Below are 25,100 nucleotides of genomic sequence, written 5' to 3'. Positions count from 1 at the left end.
TGCTGGTCGCATCAGACCTCCTGTGAGCCAGTAGTTGTCAGTTGTCTAGAGCAAATGGGGTTATGGGCAGCTGGAGCCGTTTAGGCATCGATGACCAGGTCGGTCTGCGCTGTGGAACAGCAGGGCAGGAACTTGCCGGCATCGATCTCGCGTTTCCGGATCCCGCCCTGGTGGCTCATTTCGATTTCCCCGTCAAGCTTGACGACCTTGCAGGAGCCGCACATGCCTTCCTTGCAGTTGGCGCCGATCCGGACACCCGCGCGCTGCGCCACCTCGAGGATGTGCTGGTCGGGATCAATCCGCACGTTGACGCCGGTGCGCATGAAGGACAGGGTGAGGCTTCCCGTTCCCACGGTCTCAAAGCTCGAGGCATCGGGGGTCACGGCCTCGGGCTCCGCATCCGCACTGCCCTCGGCCGCGGGCGCATCCGTGTCGACGGTTTCCAGCGGCAGCCCCGTGGCCTCGAGCGGTCCTTCGGCGTCGTAGCCGGGCTCGTAGAGCCCGAACGCGCTTGGCTGCCCTTCGTAGTAATCCTCGGCGGACTCGGCGATCTCCTCGGCAATTTCCTCGGCGATGTCCGATGCAAGCGCAATTTCTGCCTGGTACTCAAGGAGTGTCTGGCGGTCTCCCGAGAAGAATTCCATGTAGATGGAGGTGTCGTCGACGCCGACCTTCTTGAGGAGTTCGGTGGCGCTGTTCAGGTAACCCTCGGGGCCGCAGGCGTAGACCTGGCGGCCGTTGGCGTCGGGGGCCACCTGGTCGAGCATGGCCGCCGTCAGCCTTCCGGTGAGCCCTTCCCACCCCTCGGGCTTGCTGCGGTCGCCCAGGGAGTAGAAGACCTTGATGCGCGAATCCACGGACGCGATGTAGGCCAGCTCCCGGTGGAAGGCAAAGCCTCCGGCTTCCGCCCCGTGGTAGAGGACTACCACATCGGCGTGTCCGGGCAGGGAGTGGATAGTCCGCACCATGGACATGATGGGAGTGATGCCTGCCCCGGCCGCCAGCAGGAGGTAACGCGCCCGGCGGTCGGCGTCGGGCAGGTGGAACGCCCCGACCGGTCCGAGCATGTCCAGCACGGTGCCGGGTTTGACGTTTTCATGCACCCACGGGGAAACCAGGCCGGTGGGGTCGCGCTTGACGCTGATGCTGAACGTCCACGGCTCCGTGGGCGAACTGGACAGCGAGTAGCTGCGGTCCACCGGATCCTGGTCCTCACCGTTTACCGGAAAGGCGACGTTTACATACTGGCCTGCACGGAAGGCCAGGGGCGCGCCGTCGGTGCGGCGGAACACGAAGGTCATGAGGCCGCCGGCCTCGACAACAGTCTCCACGCATTCAGCCATGAACTCCTGCGGGTGCCAGGGGCCCAGTGCACGGGCAGCGCGGGCTGGTGCCTCGGTGCTGCCCATGACCCTGTTCCAGGGCATCTCAAGACCGCGAATGCGCTGTGGTTCCTGGATCACCGTTTCAGTGAGGAGTTCTGTCATGCCAAGTGCTCCTGAACGCGCTGCACGTACCAGTTGATGAATGCCTCAACCTGGTATTCGCTCTTCATGTACGGGCCGGGCTCGTAGGCAGGGCTGGCAGCGCCCTGCTGGCACAGTTCAACGAACGCCTTGTCCTGCAGGTTGGTCTGCTTCCAGGTGTAGGTGAGCTTTTCCAGGTCGTAATCGACGCCTTCTTCGGCGTCGTCAGCCACCAGCCAGGTGGTGCGGACCAGCGACTGGTGTTCGTTGATGGGGAAGACGCCAAACGTGATGACGTGGTCCCCGAGGAAATGGAACCAGCTGTTGGGCTGCAGGTGCATTGAGCAGCGGCCAAGGCGGAAGTCCGGCAGGTCGCCGAGCAGCTTCTTGGAAAGCCGGCGCCCGTCGGCGGAGAACGACTCGCCTTCGCCGTCCAGGGATTCGCGGGAGATGCGGATTCCGGCGATGCGGGTGTCAAGTTCCTCGACCACCTCGTAGGGCAGGCCGTAGCGGCGGCACCGTTCCTCGAGGGACGACTGGGCTTCCTTGTTGCGGTCCCATACTTCCTCGAGGTGGGTCGGGATGAGACCCTCTGTCAGGCCCCACGTGGGGAAGAGGGAGCAGGCGAGTTCCGGGTGTCCATCGCAGTGGTAGCACTCACGGTTGTTCTCCATGACGAGCTTCCAGTTGCCCTCTTCGATGATGTTCTGCTGGTAGGCGATCTTCGTCTTGGACAGGTCATGGGGTGCGAGGTAGGGCTCGAAGATCTTCGAGGTCTCGTCGAAGTCTGTGGGCGGTTCGTCAGCGATGCAGACGAAGATGAGTCCGGCAACCTCGCGGCTGTGGGCACGCTTGAGCGCGAAGCAGTTCTTGTCGAACTTCGCTTCGCCGGGGGCGGAGGCGTGGATCAGGTTGCCCTCGGGGGAGTAGGTCCAGGAGTGGTAGCCGCAGACGAGGTTTCCGGTGGAACCGGCAGCTTCGGTCAGGACGCGGGCCCCGCGGTGGCGGCAAACGTTGTGCAGGACGTTGACGTCCCCTTCGTCGGTGCGGAGGACGATCAGGGAGTAGGGACCGTAATCAACGGTGATGTAGTCGCCCGGCTCCGGCAGTTCAGCGACGCTGCCGGCAAAGATCCAGTGCTGGCCGAAAATGGCCTCCATGTCGACCTTGAAGATGGCCGGGTCGGTGTAGAAAGGGGCATCGAGGGAATACCCCTTACGCCGGAATGCAAACAACTCGGTGATCTCTGCCAGCTGCTCTGCAGGCAATGATGAAGCGAGTTTTCCGCGTGAGTTGAGGGGGACGTTCACTGAGGTGGTCATCTGTTTCCTCCCAAAGGGCTGGGTAGTGTGCGGGTCATGGGGGCCACGGAGTTTGTGGGGGCAATCGGTGTTGTCGGAGGCGCCGTGGTCATACGGTTCGGGGAGGATCGACATGCGCAACAGGCGCAGGACTTAGAAAATAATCGTATGCGTGTGACGCAACACCAATCACCATGTGCAACAGTGTGACTCCTGCCACGCTTAGTGTCAATTGCTACAAACAGGCGAACGTTAAGAATTTTTTGGCCCTTGAAGCGTGGCGGGGAACTGCCGGGATTTCCGGCGCCCGGCAAGCCCAAGCGCTCGTGGGCAGCAAGGTGGCGAGCTTAATTACGACGGCGGCGGGTTGCCTTGGGTCCCGACCGAAAGCACTGCCGGGCACAGCAAGAAGGAGAACACGGGTACCGGGAAGCAAGCTGCGACTCCCAGCACTGGCGATGGAGGCCCGTGAGAGCGGAACTCTTGCTTTTGGATCGTGAGCCTGCTCCTGCTCGGCGTGCTCTCGTCCGCACTGGTGCTCCTCGGGCCCGCTGCGCCCGAAGGCCTGCGGAGCGGTGCCGATTTCCTGCGGGTGCCGGAGTGTCTAGTGCAGACCTCCGGGAGAGGTCGAGTTCACCGTGACGAGGCACGGCCGGCTACGACGGCGGTCGCACTCGCAGCCCGCGGGAACGAGGCTCCCGACACTGCGGGCATTGACCCGGCTGTGATGCAGAGGCTGGCTGACGGACCCTTTGAAGACGCCGGCCCCAGCCTGGCATGCCGGGGTTCGGCCGGCGCTGACTTGCAGGAACAGGTGGTGACTGGTGTTCGGTGAGCAAAGCCTGGGCGGCTTTGCCCCGGGTGGCGTCAACGAGGGACACGGGGCTGACTCGACGCACTACGGTGGCCGCGCCATTGACATCTTCGTCTGTCCGGTTAACGAGGAGAACCGGCGGAAGGGATGGATACTGGCGCACTGGCTCGTAGCCCATGCAGGCAACCTTGACATCCAGTACGTCATCTTCGACGACCGGTTCTGGAGCGTACACAGCTCCCGCGGACGATGGCAGCGGAGTACTAAGAGACCTTACTGCTTGTTGTTCTTGCCGTCGCCCGGTTTGTCGGGTTTGCCCTGTTTGGGCTTGTCGTCCGGGCCAGCCTCGATGGGCGCGTCGTCGTCGGCTTGGCCTGGTTCCTGCTTGACCAGGTCTTCGTGCTCCTGCTGGACTGGGTCTTCCCTGTCCGCCGGGGCGGCTGGCACAGGGTTCACGATGATCACTGGCGCAGGTTCCGGAATTACGGCCGGTGCGGGGTCTGGGTTGGCTTCGGGGGCGGGCGGGATGGCTGCGGGAAGTGCTTCCACCGATGAGTCCGCTGAGGCCAGGAGGGTTTGGAGGTCATTACGGACCAGGCGCAGGGCGTTGATAACGCTCCGGAATTGCTCGAAGGTCAACCCATTCCGGGCGGCTTCGTCCGTCGCATCTTTTTCCAATCGGTGCAGATGCGCCAGTCCAGCGTCCAGGTTGCCGGCGGTAACCGCCTGACGCACTTCCTTGACGAGTGGCAGGAGCGCGGGGGTGGATTGGAGGGCTGCTTCGAGCTGATCCAGATGGTAATCGACCGGGTTGTTGTGCACCGGGATTGCCTGGCCGGCCGGTGCGGCGGCCTGGTCGGGACCGCTTCCTCCGAAAGTGGCCGTGGTGGCACCGGTCAAAATGACTGCTGCGAGGGCAGCACCGATGACGGCCCGGCCACGTTTGCCGGGCTTCCTGGCATGCGGCAAAGCAGCCGGGGAACGTGGTGGCAAAGGGGGACGTGCAGTGACAAATCCTGGTGTCGGAATCCGGCCTGCGGGCGGAGGGGCCATCCTTGGAGCGTTGTCCCGCAACGCCAATTGCTTCAACGCGGCGGCGGCTTCCGCGGCGGTCGGCCGCTCTGCGGATTGGCGGGCAGTCATTGCTGCCAGCAGGGAATTCCAATCAGCCCCGATGGTGTCTGGAATCACGGGGTCCCTGTGAATTCTTGCCACTCCGGACTCGATGTGGTTGCCGGGGAACTCGACCTGGCGTGTAAAGCATTCCAGTAGCACCAGGCCCAGGGAGTAGACGTCGCTCGCGCCGTCCAGCGGCTTACCGAGGGCTTGCTCCGGGCTCAGGTATGCGGCAGTGCCGACGGTGCGGCCCGTCCTGGTCAGGTGGTCTTCCTCCATGACGCGGGCGATGCCGAAATCTGCGAGCTTTGCCCTCCACCGGGCACCGGCCTGGCCGGAGCGGGGGTAGAGGAGAACGTTGCTCGGTTTGATGTCCCGATGAATCACGCCCCGGGCGTGAACATAGTTCAGCGCGGAAGCGATATCGGACCCCATCTTCGCGATGTCCGCCGGCGCCATCGCACCGTCCCGCAAATGACGGCGCAGGTCCGGGCCGGGCACGTACTCCATGACCACGAAGGTGCGCTCACTGGTCGGGTCCGTGCCGGCGTCGAACAGGGTGACCAGGGACGGGTGGATCAGGGGGGCAAGGATCCGGATCTCGGCTTCCTGGCGCGCGAGCAATTCGGGCTCGCCGCCTTCCTTGGAAAAGACCTTAAGGGCAACTTCCCGACTCAATACTTCGTCAAGGGCCCGATACACCGCTGCGGCCGCGCCACGGCCGATCAGTTCCTGGAGCCGGTAACGCTGGCACAAGAGCTGGCCTGTCACCGCTGGCCGCTGTACTTCTGTCATGCGGGCTCCTAAAAAATCTTGCTTGTTGTCGTCCTGCTCCGCGCGATATTATTACCAGTCCGCATTACGAACCTGTACGGGGCAAGGTAGTAAGGCTGCTTAGTATTAGATCACACCCTGCCGGCGAAACTACCAACGGAAATGGCCCGTGCTGCCTCCGGATGCAGCACAAATTTCCGGATGGCCATTCTCGTCCGTGCTGCCGGAGGAGACGTAGTAGCCGTGGGACAGCGGGACTCTAGGCTCCGAGGATTAACTGTCAAGATCCAGGAGGGGCACTAAGCGCTGTTTACGTGGCGTTAATCAGGGCGCTTTAGATTTGGCTAATCCATGCTGGGGGCCGCGATGCCTACGGGTTAAAGACAGCTTCAGGCTGCGGTTCCCAGCATGGCTTCAGCGACCTCGACCCTGTCTACCGGGGCGTCGGCATCCCGCTGCCTCAGGTACGGACAGTACCTGCCAGGTAGTTCCGGTGCGCGAGGTACCCCGGGGCGCTGTGATGGGCATCCGGTCCAGGTTGCGATGAGCCGGTCCAGGTTGAGCCCGCTCAAATCGGCGATGTCCCGGATGGGCGCCTGGAAGGTCCGGAACGGGCCAGGGGGCGGCACGTCCTCACTGGCACCGGGCCTGGGAACATCCGGCAGGTCGGCCAGCTGCGGGGGTGGGCGGGCTGACCGGAAAGCTTGACCACGAGGCGCTGGCCGCACAGCGGTGGCCTGTGACGGGCACCACAGGTGTGCCTCCGGCCGACAAGTTGTGAGGGCAGATAGCGTGGAACAGCCCCATATCAACAGAAGGACCGTCAGATCATCCGCTCCGTCACCCCGGCCCTGACCGCCGTCGCCGCCCTTTTCCTGGCCGGCTCCCTTGTCGGTTGTGATGCCGCAGCCAACGCCCTTGAGGCGATCGAATCTGCCCAGGGCACCGCTGCCGGTCATCCAGGGGCGGGAGGATCAGCTTCCGGCAGCAATGCCGCCGATGCCCTGGTCCAACTCGAAGGCATTCCGGTGAAGGGACGCGCCCCGAAGACCGGCTACACCCGGGATGAGTTTGGACCGGCGTGGGCTGATACCGACCACAACGGTTGCGACACCCGCAATGACATCCTCGCCCGGGACCTGGCCAACGAAACCTTCAAGCCCGGCACCAACAACTGCGTAGTCGCTGAAGGGACCCTCGCGGACAAGTACACGGGCACAACCATCAACTTCGTCCGCGGGCAGGACACGAGCTCGGACGTACAGATCGACCACATCGTTCCGCTCAGCGACGCATGGCAGAAAGGCGCACAGCAGCTCACCGCCGACAGGCGGAAGGAATTCGCCAATGACCCGCTGAACCTCATGGCCGCTGACGGGCCCACAAACTCAGCGAAGGGTGACAAGGACGCGGCCACCTGGCTGCCGCCCAACAGGGCATTCCGGTGCGAGTATGTCGCCCGCCAAACTGCCGTCAAGGCGAAGTACCAGCTCTGGGTCACCAGGGCCGAGCGCGATGCCATTGCAGGCATCCTTACAGGTTGCCGGTAGCGGCGTGCCACAACAGCAGAAGTACCGCACGGCAGGGGAGGGGCGGCCTGCAAAACACTTTGACCCTCACTATGCTCTGAACATGGAGGTTCAGTCGCGGGGAAACAAGACCAAAGGGCTCAATGAAGACCTTCGCCAACGGCGTGGGTGGATATTGACGATTGCCGTTGGTTTGGCCCTGCATGTCCTGAGTGTCGTTGTCGGTTTAAGGCCGGCGGGGCCGCTCTGCGGCAGCCCTCTGCTCCCGGAAAGCCGCGCTGCGGAAGAGGCCGATGCGCAGATGCACATCACCGGCCTGGCGGCCGAATGCTACCGCAATATCGATGCCGCGGCCGTGCCGGTGTGGAGTTTGATGGCCTTGGGGATCGGTCTGGTCCTGGCAGGAGTTGCCGTCAGGATCGTCGGGATCCGGCGTTCCATCGACCGCAATCGGAACCCGAGAGGGCTGGCGCAGCCTTAGTAAGCATCTTTGGCCGCCCCCGCAGACATCGCGCGCTGGTGCTGGCCTAGCGCCAGCAACGGGAACAGGAGTAAGGAGAGCATTCCCGCCCCCACGAGCGCAGATGCGGTTGCGCTGGAAATGAGGTTTTGGTCCCTGCCAATGGCTGTCACCGCTACGATGATCGGCAGTCCCGTGGCACCGAACAGCATGACCGCCCGCTTGCTGGCGGCGGCGGACCCGGCGGGAGCGGCGAGCAATGACGGCAGGCCGCGGATCACCAGCAGGAGGAACAGGAACAGCGGCACGAGGGCAAGGGCCGCCGGACTCGCAGTGAGGGCCCGAAGGTCAAAGGCGACGCCTGTGTCGATGAAAAAGACCGGCACCAGGAACCCGAACGCGACGGCATCGACCTTCGCTTCGATGACCGTCCTGTCCCGTTCGGGAGCGCGGGCAATCGCCACCTTCCACAGAACTCCGGCGGCGAATGCCCCGAGGAGCATGTCCAGTCCCAGTACCATGCTCAGCACCACAAGCACGGTGAGGATGAACATGATGGACCGGACCGCGAACTGGCCGCTGGTATGAAGGGTTCTGGTGACCTGTGTGTGCAGCAGGGTGTGCCGCGCCCGGGAGGCCAGAAAGATCGCCAGCCCGGTCAGGAGCACAAACCCGAGCAGCACTGCCGATGCCGGTCCCAGTTCCCTGCCGCTGAAGAACAGTGAGATTGCAACCAGCGGGCCAAACTCCCCGGCTGCTCCCAACGCGGTGACGGCGACACCGAGCGGGGTACTGGACTCGCCGGCGTCGCGCATAATCGGCAACAGCGCCCCCAGGGCTGTGGAGCAGAGTGCGACGCCAATGATCACGGCACCCCCGGGTCCGGGAGCCAGGACAAATCCGGCTCCAATGCCTGCTGCCAGCGAGACAACCCAGCCTGCGAAGGCGCGGCGGGCGGGCCGGCCGCGGATCAGGGCGACATCGATTTCGTTGCCGGCAACGAAAAACAGCATGGCCAGCCCGAACTGCGCCAGCGTATCGACGAACTCGGTGGGCTGGATCCAACCCAGCAGGCTGGGGCCCAGCAGGATACCGAGGACAATCTCGAACACCACAATCGGCACCCTGACCGTGCGGTCAAGCAGGCGTGCAGCCAGGGGCGCAAGGATGGCCACCAGGGCAATCAGCACCAGCGATGTGGACAGGCTATGCACCAGCGGCACCTCCGGTACCTCGGCTGCTTCGAGGGAAAAGTACACCAAAACTACCGCTGTCCGGGCAGCAGGCGCCACATAGCCTCCGGCACGCAATGTGCAGTGGGGCCGGAGTAACCTGGAACTTCACTACCTGCGCTACATAAATCCTTTTTCCTCACGCTGGTGTCCGCCCTTCCCGCCCGATGCGCAGCGCGTCTGAGAGGCGTCTCTCCTTACGCAAATTGGGGGATTTGCTGATTGACTTTAAACCTCAACCTGAGGATCCTCGATCATACGGATGCGGTGCCTTACCGCCTGCTCAGATCGGGTAGCCATGGGCATTGATGACTATGGAATTTATGAGCTGGACCTCATGCAGTCCTGGCAGCTCCGCCAGGACGGGATCACCGTTCACGTTGCAGCACGCCAACAGCGGCTGATTGCCGCCCTGGCTGTCCGCGGTCCCAGCCTCCGGACTTACATCGCCGGTATGCTGTGGCCGGAGTATCCGGAAGCGAAAGCACTGGAAAGCCTACGTGTTACCGTCCACCTGGTCACCCGGCAGCTGCCCGGCCTGCTGGTCAAGGACGGTGCGCTGCTGTCCCTCCACGACAGGGTCGGCGTTGACCTGCATACCGTGCGGGCGGTCCTGAAAGAAGCAGCCCTTCCGGGTGGAACGACGGCGGCGGGCAGGCTTCAGGAGTTGCGCGACCTCGAGTTCCTCCCGGGCTGGTACGAGGACTGGGTGCTGTTCGAGCAGGGGCGGCTGCGGCACGACCGGCTCCGCGCCTTCACGCTGCTGTCGCGGCAGTTCGCCGGCCAGGGGAACCACGAGGCCGCAGCAGAGGCTGCAATCGCGGCTCTGGCAATTGAACCCCTCTACGAGAGCGCTGTACGGGTCCTGGTGGCAGCAGAGCTCGCACAGGGGAATGTGGCCAGCGCCATGCTGGCCTACGAGAAGTATCGGGAACAGCTGGCGGAGGACATGGGCGCCACACCATCGGACGCGCTGAGGCAGCTGATTAGCGGTGCCAGGGGACAGCGGCCCCGGTCCGCGGACGTGCAGCTAGTGCCCGCCGGGAGCAGCCGACTGGTTCAGCAGCCACTGCTTGACAACGTGTAGGACCTTGTCCGGGTCGGCTGCCGAGACGGTTGTCTGCTGGTTGCGCAGGGCCGGACCGTAGGTGATCCTCGCCCGGAAGCCAGGGGGTTGCCCCTCGTGTTCATGCCACGTGCGGATCACCAGGGTGCCGGCATCCGGACCGGCACTGAAGCCTTCCAGCCCATCATCAGGTCCTGCCCCAACGTCGTCCCCTCGCATGGTCTCCCCCATCTCCGCCGGCCCCGTTCCCAGCACCCATCCTGCCTCACGAGACCTGGGAGCCGGCTTTCCTTTAGCAAGAATTCGGAGAATATTGAGCTTCCCGGGCGCTGCGGGTTTGACAGATGGTTCGGGACGGGCAGGGCCGGTTCACCGCCCGGTTCGGGAACAGGATTCACCAATACATGAGGGCGGTCTGCCCGGACTCGCCGGCCCAGTAGAGCCGCACCCGCACCACGTAACGCCGTCCCTGGAAAAGCTTGGCTGAAAGGCGGGAATTGCGGTCCTCGCCGCTGTCGTCATCACCGGCGACGAAACGCAGCTCGCCGTCGACGTCCTCGAACAGCACCAGGACCGTGTCCGCTGTCCCGAACGTGGCTATCTCGTACGTCCGCGAGGCGCCCGGTTCCAAGGCGAAGTCCGCCTGCTCCGCCGGTTCCAGCGAGAGCGGCACAGACCTGAACGGGTCCAGGAGGGGCAGTTCGGCCTTGACGGCGGGAAAGAACTTCCGCACCCATTCCTTGTCCGCGTCGGACAGGCCGCCTGGCGGGTTCAGGCCTGCCTGGAACCGCGCAGGTTCCTTGATGAGGCCCGCCGGAAACCAGTACTCCATCACGGAGTCGGGATCCCACGGGGAGCCCTCCACCTCGCTTGGGTCGATCTTCCGCAACACATTGTGCAGGGTCTGCTCCGGCGGCCAGTGGTTCGGCGCCCCGCCAAAGTACTCGTAGACCCTGGGTTCGTCCCAAACGATCCCGGCGAACGGATTCTGGTGCTCATGCGGCATGCCGAGTGTGTGCCCGATCTCGTGCAGCGCAGTGGTGCGGCCGTAGTCATCGGTGAGGTCCCAACCGAAGTTCATGGTTGGCTCCGTCATGCTGATTTCCAGCACGTCCCGCCCCACGTAGGACCAGGACCCATCACCCTGGTCGAAGGCGATCCGGACTTCTGCCTCGCTGCGGTCGGACACCTCGGTGAACTCCAGCCCGATGCCCAGGTCCTTCCATTCCTGGAAGGCCTTCCGCACCGCGGCCTTCTGCGGCGCCGGGCCTTCGAAGAAACAGAAGTGCAGCACCGTGCCGTTCACCCACTTCGCCCTCAGGCGGCGGATAAGCCTCTCCCTGCCGGGTGCGAGGTCGGGACGCAGCACGGCGCGGGTCTGCGGCTTCACGTCGCAGTGCGGCCGGGCATCCTGTGCGTTCATGGTGTGTTCTCCTCTGCCGACGCTCCCGGTGGCTCCCGCCCCGCTGAGCCGGCCTGCAGGACGGCCTCGTCCCAGTGAACCGCGGCCGCGTTACTGGCGCATTACCGCTTGGCGCGTAGGTGCCTGAAGGCACCAAAGGCGCCCGGTAACGGCGCCGTAACGGGACGAATGCTCAACTGCCCCCACCGCCAGGGAGCTACCTCCGCAGCGGCACTTGACGGAAAAGGGGACAGGCAATGGGCAACGCGGGCGCCGACGGCAGGCTACCCATCATCTATGTCCGCGGTTTCGCCGGCAACGGCCGTGCCATCAACAGCGCCGTGGATGATCCCTTTTACGGCTTCAGCCAGGGATCTGTCCATGTCCGGTCGGACAGCCGCGGGAAAGCCAGGTTCCACCAGTTCGAATCCCCCATGCTGCGCCTCGTCACGGACCACAAGTATGAGGTTCCCGTGCACGGCGACCAGTGGGCGTACCTGCAGGGCGTGGACGCCGGAACCGTTAATCCTGCATCCATCTGGATCCACCGCTTCTACGACGACTCTGCGGATACCTTCGACGAGGATCCGGAAAACTTCTCCTTCGAAGAGGCCGCACACGATCTCTTCCGGCTCATCAAGCTGGTGCTCGACAGGACAGGGGCGCCCAAGGTCTTCCTGGTGGCGCACTCGATGGGCGGGCTGATCTGCCGGTCCCTCCTCCAGCGGGTCATTCCCGAGGAGATGGCCGACGCCGACGGGAACGTGGACCCTGCTGCGGGCACCGCGTACGTCGCCAGGGTCTTTACCTACGCCACTCCGCACGGCGGCATCAACTTCGCCGTCGGCTACGGCCTGCTGGAAAGGATCAGGGACGCTACGGGCATCCAGGGCGCCGACATCTTCGGGCCTGACCGGATGTACGACTACCTCACTCCGGCAGCCCGCCGTCGGACCCTCCGCCGTGATGCCTTCCAGGCGACGGAAATGCCCGACGACGGGTTCCCGGTGGGCGAGCTGTTCTGCCTGGTGGGCTCCAATCCAGAGGACTACGACGTTGCCTTCGGACTGTCCTCCAAAGCGGTTGGCCCGCGCAGCGACGGGCTTGTCCAGATAAACAACGCCGCAGTCCGGGGCGCCCCGCTGGCCATCGTCCACCGCAGCCACAGCGGGCGTTACGGCATCGTCAATTCCGAAGAGGGCTACCAGAACCTGCAGCGGTTCCTCTTCGGGGACCTGAAAATCCAGGTGGAACTTGTGGGCTTCACCGTAGGACGGGACGCGACGCAGGATGTCGAATTCCAGCTGGATGTGGGCGTGGCTATCCGGGGCCTGCCCGTGATGGTCCATGAGCAGAGCGCCGCCCACTTCTGCCCGGTGCAGATCGAGCGCTGGAGGGAAGGCGACCCCATCGATTCGCCCCAGCCGCTGCTCACCACCTTCCTGTCCTCGCAGGCTCCGCGCCCGCTGGTGGGCGGAAGGAGCGTCCCCCGGCTGCGGCAGGCGCTGCGGCTGCGGCTGATGTCCATCGTCGAGAAACAGGGCCGGTTCTTTTTCGAGGACCACATGGAGCAGACCGAAGACTGGCAGGACACGCTGGTGGTGGACATCGAACCGCCGTCGGCGGCCCAGCCCCTGCCCACGGCCTGGGCGGCATGGAACAGCACCATACCCACTGCCCTGCGGGACTGGATCCGGGACGACCGGGACCGCCTGCTGGACCGGGACGGAACGGCCAACCGGTGGAGCGGACGGATCGACGTTCCCGCCCTGATGAAGCCGCTCCTGGGAGACTATGCGGGCCTGCAGATCACTGTGACCCCACGGGTACTTTCTCTCTAGCGCAGCTCACCACCGGATGTCGGTGATGCTGGCCAGCGGAGCGCGCTCGCCGGGTGCCTGGAGCGTGGTGCGCCCGTCCGCGGGTTGCAGGGCGGCCGGAAACCGCAGGAGTATGCGTTCCTCCAGTTCAGGTACGGTGACCTGGAACGCGCGGAACTCGTCCAGGTCCAGTGCCTCCAATGGGTTGAGGTTCTGGGTCAGCAGGAAGGCCGCGCTCTTCAGTTCGCCCTGTTCCTTATAGACGAGGATCTTCCAGAACTCACGCGGCAGGCGGACGCCGCGGTATTCGCGGTCAGTGTCCCGGAACACAGGTCCGCCGAAGGCCGTCACCTTGAGGTCCTGCACGTCGACGTCGGCAAAGACCGCTTCCTCGAGCCGCCCCCACACGCCGGCCTTGCCGCTCTGATTGAAGTCGTCCATCTGCGGCGCGATGTTCGTGAAGAAGAACGAGTCGTCATTGGCCTGCTTTGCCTCCGGCATCGAACCCCACAGGACGTCGGCGCGGCGGGCGATGTGGCCGCGGTCCAGGCGGTTTCCGTTGTACAGTTCGTCGCCGTTCTGGAATTGCTCCGGAATCCTGGAGTCCTTCACGAAGGAGATGCCTTTCCGGCTGATTTTCTTAATGCTGCCGCCATCGATGTTCCAGGCCACCCACCGCGCGAACCCACGGGACTTGCTGACAGCCAGGGAGAAGTGCGTGTAGGGAATGACGGGTGAACCGTCGAGCCGGACGGTGTCCTCGCCAAGGCTGGCATCAATGGTGGGAACTTCCACCTCCGCGCCTAGGAACCCGGATGCGTAGCCGGATTTTCGGGCACCCTGCGTCTCGCTCATGCGCGGACGGTAGTTCCGGACGCGTTACCGCCGCGTTACGGCGCTTTGGCCAACAGCCCCTACACCAGCGGCCACGGGTAGCGCATGCCGGTGGGGTCGGCTGGCAGCACCTGCTCAAGCAGCATGCGCCGCACCCGCCGCTGCAAAGCCCGGATTTCCACGGGATCAAGCAGTTCAGCCAGTTCGGCGGGGACGCCACCGGCCAGGGGAGCGATGTCGTCCAGCAAAGCACGGGGGATTGGCTCGCCGGCGAAGTCCCAGATGACCGTGCGCAGTTTGAAACCGGCGGAGAAGCACAGTCCATGATCGATGCCCCACACGCGGCCGTCGTGGCTCCGGAGCACATGCCCGCTCTTGCGGTCGGTGTTGTTGGCCACGAAGTCGAACAGCGCAATTTGGGCCAGGGCGGCATGGGTCTCCGGCGCATCCTCATGGAGGGTGAAGTAGTGCTCGCGGAAGTCGCAGTCCACGAACCACTGCAGGGAACCGATCCCCAGGGGTGCCTGGGCGCGGACTACCGTGGGCGGGACAATGCCCCACCCCAGGTATTCGCTGAGCACGTAGGCCGCGCGTTCCCGCCGGTACAGCCCCGGCTCGAAATCCGAAAGCGGCCGCTCGCCCGCTTCCGGCTTGTAGATGGCACGGCCGGTGTCATCCCCGCAGGCCACCTGGACCAGGAACGTCGCGTTGCTGCTGCGCGGCATCCGCCCAAGCAGCTCCACGCTGCCTTCGCAGAGCAGCCCCAGTTCCCGGGCGGGCACCTGCCCCATCTCACGGCCTCCGCAGCCCGCTCAGTGGTTCCGACGTCGAGTTCACAGTGTGCACGGCCGGTCCCTTCCTTTCCGCATAGGAGATCGCCGAGACGGAACCGGTGCTGATGACGATGCGCTGGAACAGGTCCAGGTGGGTGCCCAGGGCGTGGGCCACTGCTGCCTTGATGGGGTCCGCATGGGAGAAACATACGACGACGCCTCCGGAGTGGGCCGCGGCCAGCACCTCGAGTGCCCCCACGATCCTTGCCTGCATCTCGCGGAAGCTTTCCCCGTTCGGGAACCGGAAGGCGGACGGGGTGTGCTGCACGGCCTGCCATTCCGGCAGGCCTGCCAGATCGGCGAGCGCGGCTCCGGTCCAGTCGCCAAAGTCGCACTCCAGGAGCCCTGCGTCCGGGGTTACCGCAATACCGGTGGCGAGGGACGTGGGCTCCGCCGTCTCGCAGGCGCGCTCCAGCGGGGAGGAGTAGACGGCATCGACCTCCAGGCCATCAAGGCGTTCCGCCACCTGGCGGGCCTGCGCCCGGCCGCGGTCGGACAAGTGCAGGCCGGGCACCCGTCCCGGCAGCACTTTCCCCGTGGTGGGCGTCTCCCCGTGGCGGACCAGGAGGAGCAGCGTGCTTTCAGCAGTCATCAGCAACAAGAGTAGCGTTTGGGAATCTGGACAAATCCCTCGATTAGCGGAAGGGCGGGGCTTACCGTAGAGGAGTGACTGATCGTCCCGATATCTTCACGGTCGGCGAACTGCGTGCGGCCGGCCATGTGCAAAAGGACCTGAGGCAGGAAATCCGCGACAACCTGGTGGCCGCGCTCGCCGCCGGCCGGGACCCGTGGCCCGGGATGTTCGGCTTCAGCCGGACCGTCCTGCCGCAGCTGGAGCGTGCCCTGATCGCCGGGCACGACGTTGTTCTGCTGGGTGAACGGGGCCAGGGCAAGACGCGCCTGCTCCGCACTTTGGCCGGGCTGCTGGACGAGTGGTCGCCGGTGATCGAGGATTCGGAACTCAATGAACACCCTTACCAGCCCATCACCGAGCAGTCCCGCGCGCGGGCCCTGACGGAAGGCGACCGGCTGCGGGTGGCATGGCGCCACCGGTCGGAGCGGTATGTGGAAAAGCTTGCGACGCCGGACACTTCCGTGGCTGACCTCATCGGCGACGTCGACCCGATGCGTGTGGCCGAGGGCCGCCGGCTCGGTGACCCGGAAACCATCCATTATGGCTTGGTTCCGCGTTCCAACCGCGGCATTATCGCCATCAACGAGCTGCCTGATCTCGCCGAGCGCATCCAGGTGGCCATGCTCAACGTGATGGAGGAACGGGACATCCAGATCCGCGGGTACGTGCTGCGGCTGCCGCTCGACGTGCTGGTGGTGGCATCTGCCAACCCGGAGGACTACACCAACCGCGGCCGGATCATCACGCCCCTGAAGGACCGTTTCGGCGCCGAGATCCGCACGCACTACCCGATTGAGCTGGCTGACGAGGTGGCTGTCATCCGGCAGGAGGGCCGCTTGGTTGCCGACGTTCCGCCCGTCATCCTGGAGATCCTGGCCCGCTACACCCGGGCCCTACGGCAGTCGCCTGCGGTCAACCAGACCTCGGGCGTTTCCGCCCGCTTCGCCATCGCCGGGGCTGAAACCGTGGCCGCCGCTGCGCTGCGGCGCGCCAGCGTGCGCGGGGAGGACCAGGCCGTGGCGCGAATTGTCGACCTGGGACCGGCGGCGGAGGTCCTGACGGGCAAGATCGAGTTCGAGTCGGGGGAGGAAGGCCGCGAACAGGGCATCCTGGACCATCTCCTTCGCACCGCCACCGCCGAAGCGGTGCGCGCCCACTTCCACGGCATCGACATGGGACCGCTTGTGGCAGCGCTGGACGGCCACACCACCGTTACCACCGGGGAGCAGGTTACCGCCCGCGAGTTCCTCCAGAACCTCCCGTCGCTGAACGGCTCCGGACTCTACGACGAAATCAGCGCACGCCTGGGCGCGAAGAACGACGGACAGCGGGCGTCCGCCGTCGAACTGGCGCTTGAAGGGCTATACCTGGCCAGGCGGATTTCCAAGGAGTCCGACGACGAGGCAACGGTCTACGGCTAGGTACAGTTCCGGCCACGTAGAGGAGGCAACATGGTGCCGCACAACCGCGCACGGTACGGCCGGTACGCCGGCGGGCCGGATCCGCTTGCGCCGCCGGTGGACCTGGCAGAGGCGCTCGAGGCGGTGGCCGAGGACGTCATGGCAGGGTATACCCCGCGTCATGCCCTGCAGGAGTACCTGCGCAGGGGCGGCCGGGACCGGGAAGGGCTGGACGACCTGGCCCGGCGCGTGCAGCAGCGGCGCCGCGACCTGCTTGGCCGGCACCGGCTGGACGGGACCCTCAACGAAGTCCGGAAGCTGCTGGACACCGCCGTGCTGGAGGAACGCAAGCAGCTCGCCCGGGACGCGATGATGGACAACATGGACCGGGCATTCCGGGAGATGCAGCTGCAGAACCTTCCCGCGTCCACCGCGGCCGCCGTCAACGAACTCGCTTCCTACGACTGGCAGTCCGGCGCCGCAAGGGAAGCGTACGAGCGGATCAAGGACCTGCTGGGCCGGGAAGTGCTGGACCAGCGGTTCGCCGGCATGAAGCAGGCGCTCGAAGGCGCCACCGACCAGGACCGCGAGGCGGTCAGCGCGATGCTCCAAGACCTCAACGAACTGCTCGGCAAACACCGCCGCGGCGAAGACACCAACGCCGATTTCCAGGAGTTCATGGCCCGGCACGGCCAGTTCTTCCCCGAAAACCCGCGCTCCGTCGAGGAGTTGGTGGACGCGCTGGCCAAGCGCGCGGCCGCAGCCCAGCGGCTCCTGCAGTCCATGTCCGCCGAACAGCGCGACGAACTGATGCGGCTCTCGGCCCAGGCGTTCGGTTCGCCGGAGCTGATGGCCCAGCTCGACCAGCTGGACGACACGCTGCGGGCGCTCCGGCCCGGGGAGGACTGGAGCGGCTCTGAACGCTTTGAGGGCCAGGAAGGGCTCGGCCTGGGCGACGGCACCGGTGTCCTGCAGGACATCGGGGAACTGGATGCGCTGGCCGAGCAGCTCTCCCAGTCATACAGCGGCTCCCGGCTGGACGATCTGGACCTGGAGGCCCTGGCCCGCCAGCTGGGGCAGGACGCGGCCGTCACCGCACGTACCCTTGCGGAGATCGAACGGGCAATGCACGACGGCGGCTACCTGCGGCGGGGTGCCGACGGCGACCTCCGGCTGTCCCCGCAGGCCATGCGGAGGCTGGGGAAGTCACTGTTGCGGGATACCGCCCGGCAGCTGTCCGGCCGGCAGGGGCGGCGGGAAACCAGGACCGCAGGTGCCGCGGGCGACCAGACCGGCTCCAGCCGGCAGTGGGAGTTCGGGGACGCCGAGCCGTGGGACGTGACCCGGACCATGACGAACGCCATCCGCCGCACCGTGGCAGAGGGCGGCGATCCCGGCCGGGGATTCCGGCTGGGTGTGGACGACATCGAAGTGACCGAAACGGAGGCGCGGACACAGGCCGCCGTCGTCCTGCTGGTGGATGTGTCATTTTCCATGGCTGCCGAGGGCCGCTGGGTGCCAATGAAGCGCACGGCACTGGCGCTGCACCACCTGGTCTCCACGAAATTCCGGGGAGACCGGCTGCAGCTGGTCACGTTCGGCCGGTACGCGCAGTCCATGGACATCGGCCAGCTCACCGCCTTGCCGGCACTCCGGGAACAGGGCACCAACCTGCACCACGGGCTGCTGCTGGCCGGCCGCTTCTTCCGCAAGCACCCGTCCATGCAGCACGTCCTGCTGGTGGTGACGGACGGCGAACCCACCGCGCACTTGCTGCCGGACGGTGAATCGTGGTTCTGCTGGCCGCCGGACCGCGAGACCATTCGGGCCACCGTCACCGAACTCGACCGGCTGGGCCGCAGCGGCGTGCAGGCGACGTTCTTCCGCCTCGGCAACGACCCGGGGCTTGAGCGCTTCGTCCAGCGGATGGCACGGCGGATCGACGCACGGGTGGTTGCACCGGATGTGGGCGGCCTGGGCGCCGCCGTGGTGGGGGAGTACCTGCGGGCCCACGTCCGCAGTTCGTATGACGACGCCGGCTGGGCGCTTTAGGGCACGCTGTTCCGGGCGCTGCCAAGGCCGGCCTGGGCCACGAGTTCCGTCAGCCAGGGCCGGTGCCCACGGTGGAATGCGATGCCCTCCGGCAGGCCCTTCACCGACGCCTCCGAACGGGCGATGTCGATGGTGATCCGGCCGCCTCCCATGGGTGCGTTGGTGATGTGCAGGTCGCCGTACGATTCCGGCAGCGCCGGGTCCATCCAGAAGCCGCCCAGCGGAACGTGGGCGTCGTACCGCATCAGGCTGGTGATCAGCATGATGGGTGTGGTGGCTGCCCAAGCCTGCGGCGAGCAGGCGGTGGGGTAGGGCACCGGTTCCGCAACCTGGTCCCGGCTGAACCCGCAGAACAGTTCCGGAAGCCGGCCGTCGGAGTATTCTGCCGCTTCAAGCAGTGCCGTGGCGATGCGTTGCGCCTCCGCCACGAAGCCGTAACGCATGAGGCCCGCCGCGATGATGGCGTTGTCATGCGGCCAGACAGATCCATTGTGGTAGCTTGCCGGGTTGTAGGCGCCCATGTCCGTGGCAAGGGTCCGGACGCCCCATCCGCTGAACATCTCCGGCGACATCAGCCGTTCGGCCACCAGCGGCACCTTGTCATCATCGATAATGCCCTGCCAGAGGCACTGGCCCATATTGGAGGCGCAGGCGTCCACCGGGCGCTTCCTGCCGTCCAGCGCTACGGCGAAGTAGCCGCGGTCCGGCAGCCAGAACGCCTCGTTGAACTTCTTCTTCAGCGCCGCCGCCTCCCCGGTGAGCTGCGCCGCCAAAGCCGCGTCGCCGCCGTCGTACGCCATCCACGCCCGTGACAGCAGGGCGGAATACACCAAAGCCTGCACCTCGCAAAGGGCGATGGGCGGCTCCGCGAGGGTGCCGTCAGCGAAGTTGATGCCGTCCCACGAGTCCTTCCAGCCCTGGTTGAGCAGGCCCTGGTCGTTGAGGCGGGAGTACTCCACAAAGCCGTCGCCGTCCTTGTCGCCGTAGTTCCGGACCCAGTCCAGCGCACGGTCCGCGTTGGGCAGCAGGGCAGCGATGGTGTCCTTTGCGAAGCCCCAGCGGCTGACCGAGCCCAGCGTCATCACGAACTGGGGCGTGGCGTCCACGCTGCCGTAGTAGACCGACTTTCCGCCCAGGGCCAGCCCGGAGGACACCCCCAGCCGTACCTCGTGGAGGATCTTTCCGGGTTCCTCTTCACTCACCGGGTCCACCACCCTGCCCTGGTGGTCAGCCAGGGTCTGCAAGGTGCCAAGGGCCAGGGACGGGTCCACGGGAAGGGCCATTTCGGAAGCCCAGAGTGAGTCCCGCCCGAACAGCGTCATGAACCAGGGCGCTCCGGCGGCCACCACAATCCGCTCCGGATGCGCCGGGTCCTCGATCCGCAGCGCGCCGAGGTCGTCATAGCTGCGCCGCAGCGTCCGTACGATGGACCGGTTGGTCATCTGCAGCTTGGGAATCTTCGCGACCCACTCCTGGTGGCGCCGGTCGCTCGGTGACATCCCGTGCCTGGGAGGACGGGTGGCTTTGTGCGGCCCGGCAGGTGCTACGCTCAGCCGCGTGCTCCAGTGGCCGTGGCCGGGGACCAGGGCATGGTACGTGAGGGCACCGGCGGTGGCGACTGCTCCGCGTCCCCGCACCAGGACAGCCTTCCGGAGGTCCTGCCAGGCTGCGCTGATGATGAGGGAGTCGCCGTCGGCTCCGCGGACCACCTCCCAGCGCCGCTGGACCCTCGCCTCCTTCACTTCGAACAGGTCCGCAAAGTCCGAATCGACGCCAACGGAGACGCTGCACTCCACAGGGTCTCGGGAGTAGTTGCGGATGGTGATTTCCTCAACCACCCCGGCAGCCACTTCCCGCAGGCGCTCGACGATCAGGGGGCTGTCCGCGTATCCGTCCGCACGGGGGACGCGCCCAATGAACAGTGCCCGGTAGGGTTCCTTCGTTTCCGCGGTCAGCGGTTCGAGGGGCTGGCCATTCACCGCCATGTTCCACCCGGACAGGATGCGGGTGTCCTCGTGGAACACACCGTGGGGAAGCTCAGAGTGGATGTCGCCGTTGGCAGCGGAGATGCAAAAACATGACCCTTCCACCAGCGTTACGGTTCCCGCGCCCACGGGCCCCGCGGCTGTGTCCGCATTCCATCCAGCCATGTCCGCTCCTTTGACGGCTGCGACCGTTCCCGGCGGAATAGACGCTACGCCTCAGGCAGGGCTGATGAAAGGGGAGGACCCTTGAAGCCGGCCCGGTCCGGGCATAGCATTGCCGGCACATCCACGCCGATCAGTTCGAGGAGCCGGCCATGGGCGCCACACCTGCGGAAACGTCACCAGCAACCCTGATGGTGGACCTGATCATCTCCTTGGACGGGTATGCCTCCGCTGAGGGATGGCCCGGCTGGTGGGGGCTGGAGGGGCCGGAATACCTGGAGTGGCTGGACCAGGAGGCGGAGAAGAACTACACCTTCCTGATGGGTGCCAACACCTACCGGCTGATGTACGGCCTGTCCGCGCAGGCAGCGGCGGACCGCTCCGGCTTTTCAAAGGAGGAGGGCGCCAGCCTCACCGGCCTTGCCGCCGTTCCGAAAGTCATCTTCTCCTCCACGCTGCAGGCACCCCTGGACTGGCCCAACTCGATGCTGGTTCCCGGGGACGCTGTGGAGGCGGTGCGGGACATGAAACGGAACGGAACCGGGCCGTTGAGCACCCTGGGCAGCCTGAGCCTGTCCCGGTCCCTGCTGGTGGCGGGCCTGGTGGACCGGTTCCGGCTGGTTGTCTTCCCGGTAATCACCGGCAGTACCGGCCGCGAGCGCATTTACGACGGCTACCCGGACGTTGCGCTGGAGATGGTGCAAAGCCGGACCTTCGACGGCCGGCTCCAGCTGCTGGAGTACGTGCCGACGGTGCTTACCGGCCCGCCGGGCAGCGGCCAGACGTGACCGGCTAGCTTTCATGATTCGTGGGGATGCCGTGCGCGGCCGCCCAACCACTGACGTCCCGCCGCTCGATCGCGGCAGCCATCAGTTCCGGGAACAGATCCGGAGTGCAGGCGAACGCCGGAACCCCGATCCCGGCGAGCGCAGCCGCATGGCCGGCGTCGAAGGTCGGATGCCCGCTGTCGCTCAGCGCCAGCAGCGCGACCATGGTGGCACCTGATCCTACGATGGCCGCCGCACGCCGCAGCATCTCCTCCGCGATGCCGCCCTCGTACAGGTCGCTGACCAGCACGAGGATGGTCTCGTCCGGCCGGCTGATCTGGCCCTGGCAGTACGCCAGGGCGCGGTTGATGTCGGTGCCCCCGCCCAGCTGCACGCCGAACAGGACGTCCACCGGGTCGTCCAGGTCTTCCGTAAGGTCCACTACTTCCGTGTCGAAAACCACCATGCGGGTGCGGAGGGAACGCAGTGAGCCGAGCACCGCACCGAACACGCTCGAATACACCACGGACTCGGCCATCGACCCGGACTGATCGATGCAGAGGATGATTTCGCGCTGGATCTCGGTGCTTCGCCGGGCGTGGCCCACCAGGCGTTCCGGCACCACCGTGCGGTAGGCGGGCTGGTAGTGGCGAAGGTTTGCCGCGATGGTCCGGTTCCAGTCGATGTCCCGGTGCCGGGGCCGCCGGGTCCGCGCCGACCGGTTCAAGGCCCCGGTGACGGCCTGGATGGTGCGTGCCCGCAGGCGTTCTTCAAGCTGGGCCGTCACCTGCCGCACCACCGCGCGGGCCGTTTCGCGGGAGTGCTCGGGGATTACCCGGCCCAGCCCGAGCAGCGTGCCCACCAGTCCGACGTCGGGCTGCACGCTGCGCAGCATCTCCGGTTCCAGCAGCAGCTGCCTCAGGCCGAGCCGGTCCATGGCATCAGCCTGCATCACCTGGACCACCGAGGACGGAAAATAGCTGCGGATGTCACCCAGCCAGCGCGCCACCCGGGGGCTGGAGGCCCCCATGCCCCCGCGGCTGCCCTTCCGGTCCTCGTACAGTTCGTGCAGTGCCTGGTCGCGGCGGGCGTCGTCCGCGGAAAGCACCACGGCCTCGCCGCCGGGCGTGGAGACCCCGTCGGCGTCGTTCCCGCCGAGCACCAGGCGCCACCGCTTCAACCTGCCGCGCGCGGAATCTGAATCGGTCATGCTCGGGCCTCCCATCCCAGGTACCCCGCCATTGTCCGAATCGCCGGGGCAGCCGCGGCGAAGTCCAGACCCTCCTGTGCCGTGGGTGCCCCGCTGCTGCCGGTGCGGCTGACCTGCTCGCCGATCTCCCGGCGTTCCGGGCGGCTGAAGGCGGAGAACGTCCTGCGCAGGAGCGGCAGGACGTCGTCGAACACCTCCTCGTCGACCGCGCTGATCCAGCCGTCGACGATCGCCAGCAGGTGGGGGTCGTACACCAGCAGGGCGGCGTCGCCGGACAGCAGGCCGTCCAGCCACGCTGCGGCAGCGGGCGCCGGCGTGGCCAGCGAAAGGCGCCGGCTCAACCTGGCGGCCACTTCGCCGCCGTCGAGCACCCCCGCGTCCAGCAGCAGCCGGCTGGCCCGCCCCGCCACCGAACCGTGGATGCGGTCCGATCCTGCCACGGCGGCCAGTGCCTGCCGCCAGTCCCCGGGCGGCATGTCCGGCAGGAGGGCCAGGCCGTCGTTCGCTGCATCAAGGGCCCGGCGCATGGCGGCGGCAGCGTCGTCGTCGAGCCCGGCGCAGGCGGTGGGCAGGCCCACGCAGGCGCGCACTACGGTGGCGTCGAGGATTCTCCGCACCCCCGCAGTGTCCACGCCGCGGACGTTGCCGTACCTGCAGGTCCGGGCCAGGGGAGCGATGGTTTCCAGCAGCGGCGCCACGTCCTGCTGCAGGGCCGTCCGTTCGGCCAGTGCCGGTACGACGGCGCTGATCCCGTCCGGAAGGTCTGCAAGCAGGCACCGCGACAGCAGCGCACTGAGGCCGGCAAGGCTCTGGGCGTCCCTGGCCTGTTCCGCGGCGGCCGCAACTGCTGCCGAAGCGACGGTGGTCCCGTAGCGGCTCGCTTCCACCAATGCCACGCTCAGTTCCGGGTCCCACTGAAGCGTCCAGGCCTCCTTGAAGGTGCCAGTGGTGCGTCCGGTTTCGGTTGGTACACCCCAGTCAACACCCAGCAGCTGCAGGCGGTGCAGCAGCACCGACCGCGCCAGCTGGCCCGGCTTGCGCAGGTCGAGGACCAACACCTCCTCCAAGGCGCCGGGCTTCCACCGGAGGCTGCGGAGGACTGCGGCCAGATCGGCGGCCAAAGGGAGCGTGGGCACCGACTCCGGGACGTTCCCGATTTCCTGGCCGACCGTGAGCTCCCGGTGGACGACGGCGAGCGGCAGCGGCGAGCCGTCACACAGTACGGCCTGCGCGGCGTCGTCGAGCTCGGCGAGGCCGGGGCTGGGCCGGCCCCGCACGGCAGCGAGGGCCGTGGCCAGCCTGCTTGCCTCCACCACTGACGCTGTGGAGGCGTCCAGGTGCTCCCTGCGCAGGGCGTGCGCCACCCGGACCAGCCAGGTGGTTGCCACGTCGACAGGGCGATCCTGGTCCATCCAATGGGCGAAGAGGTGCTGGTACCAGCCTGGGGCGGTAACCCCGGCACCATAGCCGCTGCGGAAGCTCAGTCGGTGGGAGGTCCACGGCACCCAGGTGGCGGTGACCTTGGCCTTGGGCAGCCCGGCGAGGACCTTGCTGTCCGCCGCGGCTGCGGGGAAACCGGCCGGCACCAGTGCAGGAGCGTGGTAGGCGCCGCAGACCACGGCGATATTTTCGTGGCCTTCGCGCATGGCCGCCCTAAGGAGCCGCCGCATGGCAGCCTCCCGCAGGTTGTTTTCGACGACGTCGGGATGTTCCGCCGGCCGGGAATCCGTTGCCCGGATCTCCGCAATGGCTTCGGAGATGGCGGCGAACCTGTCCAGGGGTCCGCCCTTCCGGTGCTCGACGGCGTCTTCCCACCACCGCTCGGGGTCGCTGTACCCGGCAGCGTCCGCGAGTATCCCGATCGCGTCAGGCCGGTACGCCCCGGGGGCAGCGACATCGGGGGTGGCCGCCGTCCGGCGCATGGCAAAGGTGTTTGCTGCAGGCAGGTCAATGGCCCGCACCCCGGCGCCTATCGACAGCGCCCAGCGGATGGCCACCCACTCCGGTGAAAAGCCCGCCAGCGGGTAGAAGGAGGCCAGCCGGGGCTCATCCACCGCATAAACCAGCCCTGCTACCGGCGGCACCATGTCAACGTCGGCGAGCAGTGGCAGGACCGTGTCCAGTTCCGGCGGGCCCTCCACCAGGACCAGCTCCGGCCGGAGTTCCGCCAGGGCTTCGGCTACCGACCTGGCGGAGCCGGGACCGTGGTGACGGATCCCCAGGATGTGCACCTCGGCCATCGG

The 25,100-nt window shown here is 66.4% G+C and carries 19 protein-coding genes; 7 read left to right on the top strand and 12 right to left on the bottom strand.

The features are described 5' to 3' along the window. Window positions 1–80 precede the first annotated feature (80 nt). From FDW83_RS02240 to FDW83_RS02225, 3 genes are all read right to left on the bottom strand, one after another. Window positions 81–1,487 (bottom strand): ferredoxin reductase, encoded by a 1,407-nt coding sequence (locus tag FDW83_RS02240; RefSeq protein WP_138135962.1) that lies wholly within the window; start codon window positions 1,485–1,487, stop codon window positions 81–83. Beyond that, the gene (locus tag FDW83_RS02235; RefSeq protein ID WP_138135961.1) at window positions 1,484–2,788 is read right to left on the bottom strand and encodes an SRPBCC family protein; all 1,305 of its coding nucleotides are present in this window, start codon (window positions 2,786–2,788) and stop codon (window positions 1,484–1,486) included. Before FDW83_RS02235 ends, FDW83_RS02240 begins: the two co-directional genes overlap by 4 nt. Window positions 2,789–3,854: 1,066 nt before the next feature. Then, window positions 3,855–5,492: a serine/threonine-protein kinase gene (locus FDW83_RS02225; RefSeq protein ID WP_138135960.1), complete on the bottom strand. Its 1,638-nt coding sequence runs from the start codon at window positions 5,490–5,492 to the stop codon at window positions 3,855–3,857. 1,007 nt (window positions 5,493–6,499) lie between these two features. On the opposite strand from FDW83_RS02225, the gene FDW83_RS02215 reads away from it, so the two are divergent. Both FDW83_RS02215 and FDW83_RS02210 read left to right on the top strand, forming a co-directional pair. Next, on the top strand, window positions 6,500–7,021 hold the full coding sequence (locus tag FDW83_RS02215; protein WP_370281152.1) for an HNH endonuclease family protein: 522 nt from the start codon (window positions 6,500–6,502) through the stop codon (window positions 7,019–7,021). A gap of 82 nt (window positions 7,022–7,103) precedes the next feature. After that, on the top strand, window positions 7,104–7,481 hold the full coding sequence (locus FDW83_RS02210) for a hypothetical protein (RefSeq protein WP_138135958.1): 378 nt from the start codon (window positions 7,104–7,106) through the stop codon (window positions 7,479–7,481). On the opposite strand, the gene FDW83_RS02205 is transcribed toward FDW83_RS02210, so the two are convergent. Then, a complete protein-coding gene (locus tag FDW83_RS02205; protein ID WP_240720810.1) occupies window positions 7,478–8,752 on the bottom strand; it encodes a cation:proton antiporter in 1,275 nt (424 codons plus the stop codon). The genes FDW83_RS02210 and FDW83_RS02205 overlap by 4 nt on opposite strands. Window positions 8,753–8,990: 238 nt before the next feature. Here FDW83_RS02205 and FDW83_RS02200 point away from each other — a divergent pair, with 238 nt between their 5' ends. Next, window positions 8,991–9,779, top strand: a complete 789-nt coding sequence (locus tag FDW83_RS02200) for a BTAD domain-containing putative transcriptional regulator (protein WP_138135957.1) — start codon at window positions 8,991–8,993, stop codon at window positions 9,777–9,779. On the opposite strand, the gene FDW83_RS02195 is transcribed toward FDW83_RS02200, so the two are convergent. Together FDW83_RS02195 and FDW83_RS02190 are read right to left on the bottom strand one after the other, a co-directional pair. Beyond that, window positions 9,723–10,013 (bottom strand): hypothetical protein, encoded by a 291-nt coding sequence (locus tag FDW83_RS02195; RefSeq protein WP_138135956.1) that lies wholly within the window; start codon window positions 10,011–10,013, stop codon window positions 9,723–9,725. The genes FDW83_RS02200 and FDW83_RS02195 overlap by 57 nt on opposite strands. A gap of 139 nt (window positions 10,014–10,152) precedes the next feature. Continuing rightward, on the bottom strand, window positions 10,153–11,181 hold the full coding sequence (locus FDW83_RS02190; RefSeq protein ID WP_138135955.1) for a M12 family metallopeptidase: 1,029 nt from the start codon (window positions 11,179–11,181) through the stop codon (window positions 10,153–10,155). A gap of 236 nt (window positions 11,182–11,417) precedes the next feature. On the opposite strand from FDW83_RS02190, the gene FDW83_RS02185 reads away from it, so the two are divergent. After that, window positions 11,418–13,001, top strand: a complete 1,584-nt coding sequence (locus tag FDW83_RS02185) for a triacylglycerol lipase (protein WP_138135954.1) — start codon at window positions 11,418–11,420, stop codon at window positions 12,999–13,001. 6 nt (window positions 13,002–13,007) lie between these two features. Here FDW83_RS02185 and FDW83_RS02180 read toward each other — a convergent pair whose 3' ends face one another. From FDW83_RS02180 to FDW83_RS02170, 3 genes are read right to left on the bottom strand one after another with little or no spacing between them, the layout of a single operon-like run. After that, window positions 13,008–13,835, bottom strand: coding sequence for a DNA/RNA non-specific endonuclease (locus tag FDW83_RS02180; protein ID WP_138135953.1), 828 nt, complete (start codon window positions 13,833–13,835; stop codon window positions 13,008–13,010). Window positions 13,836–13,894: 59 nt separating this feature from the next. Beyond that, window positions 13,895–14,605: an SCO1664 family protein gene (locus tag FDW83_RS02175; protein ID WP_370281151.1), complete on the bottom strand. Its 711-nt coding sequence runs from the start codon at window positions 14,603–14,605 to the stop codon at window positions 13,895–13,897. Between the two features lies 1 nt (window position 14,606). Next, a complete protein-coding gene (locus FDW83_RS02170) occupies window positions 14,607–15,239 on the bottom strand; it encodes an MSMEG_4193 family putative phosphomutase (RefSeq protein WP_138135952.1) in 633 nt (210 codons plus the stop codon). A 74-nt stretch (window positions 15,240–15,313) separates the two neighbouring features. Here FDW83_RS02170 and FDW83_RS02165 point away from each other — a divergent pair, with 74 nt between their 5' ends. Then, a complete protein-coding gene (locus FDW83_RS02165) occupies window positions 15,314–16,702 on the top strand; it encodes a sigma 54-interacting transcriptional regulator (protein WP_138135951.1) in 1,389 nt (462 codons plus the stop codon). Between the two features lie 30 nt (window positions 16,703–16,732). Then, window positions 16,733–18,733, top strand: a complete 2,001-nt coding sequence (locus FDW83_RS02160) for a VWA domain-containing protein (RefSeq protein ID WP_138135950.1) — start codon at window positions 16,733–16,735, stop codon at window positions 18,731–18,733. On the opposite strand, the gene FDW83_RS02155 is transcribed toward FDW83_RS02160, so the two are convergent. Beyond that, entirely contained in the window at window positions 18,730–20,883 is a 2,154-nt protein-coding gene (locus FDW83_RS02155) for a glycogen debranching N-terminal domain-containing protein (RefSeq protein ID WP_138135949.1), read from the bottom strand. The genes FDW83_RS02160 and FDW83_RS02155 overlap by 4 nt on opposite strands. A 149-nt stretch (window positions 20,884–21,032) precedes the next feature. Between FDW83_RS02155 and FDW83_RS02150 the strand changes: the two genes are divergently transcribed. Next, window positions 21,033–21,668 carry a dihydrofolate reductase family protein gene (locus FDW83_RS02150; RefSeq protein ID WP_138135948.1) on the top strand — a complete coding sequence of 212 codons (636 nt, stop codon included), beginning with the start codon at window positions 21,033–21,035 and terminating at the stop codon, window positions 21,666–21,668. A gap of 4 nt (window positions 21,669–21,672) precedes the next feature. On the opposite strand, the gene FDW83_RS02145 is transcribed toward FDW83_RS02150, so the two are convergent. Together FDW83_RS02145 and FDW83_RS02140 are read right to left on the bottom strand one after the other, a co-directional pair. Continuing rightward, window positions 21,673–22,857 carry a VWA domain-containing protein gene (locus FDW83_RS02145; protein ID WP_171027411.1) on the bottom strand — a complete coding sequence of 395 codons (1,185 nt, stop codon included), beginning with the start codon at window positions 22,855–22,857 and terminating at the stop codon, window positions 21,673–21,675. Continuing rightward, on the bottom strand, window positions 22,854–25,097 hold the full coding sequence (locus FDW83_RS02140) for a DUF5682 family protein (RefSeq protein ID WP_138135946.1): 2,244 nt from the start codon (window positions 25,095–25,097) through the stop codon (window positions 22,854–22,856). Before FDW83_RS02140 ends, FDW83_RS02145 begins: the two co-directional genes overlap by 4 nt. Window positions 25,098–25,100 lie beyond the last annotated feature (3 nt).

The organism is Pseudarthrobacter sp. NamE2 (assembly GCF_005796205.1).
Taxonomy (GTDB): Bacteria; Actinomycetota; Actinomycetes; order Actinomycetales; family Micrococcaceae; genus Arthrobacter.
The sequence above is the reverse complement of the archived record's forward strand: the minus strand, read 5'-3'. Positions and strand labels throughout refer to the sequence as shown.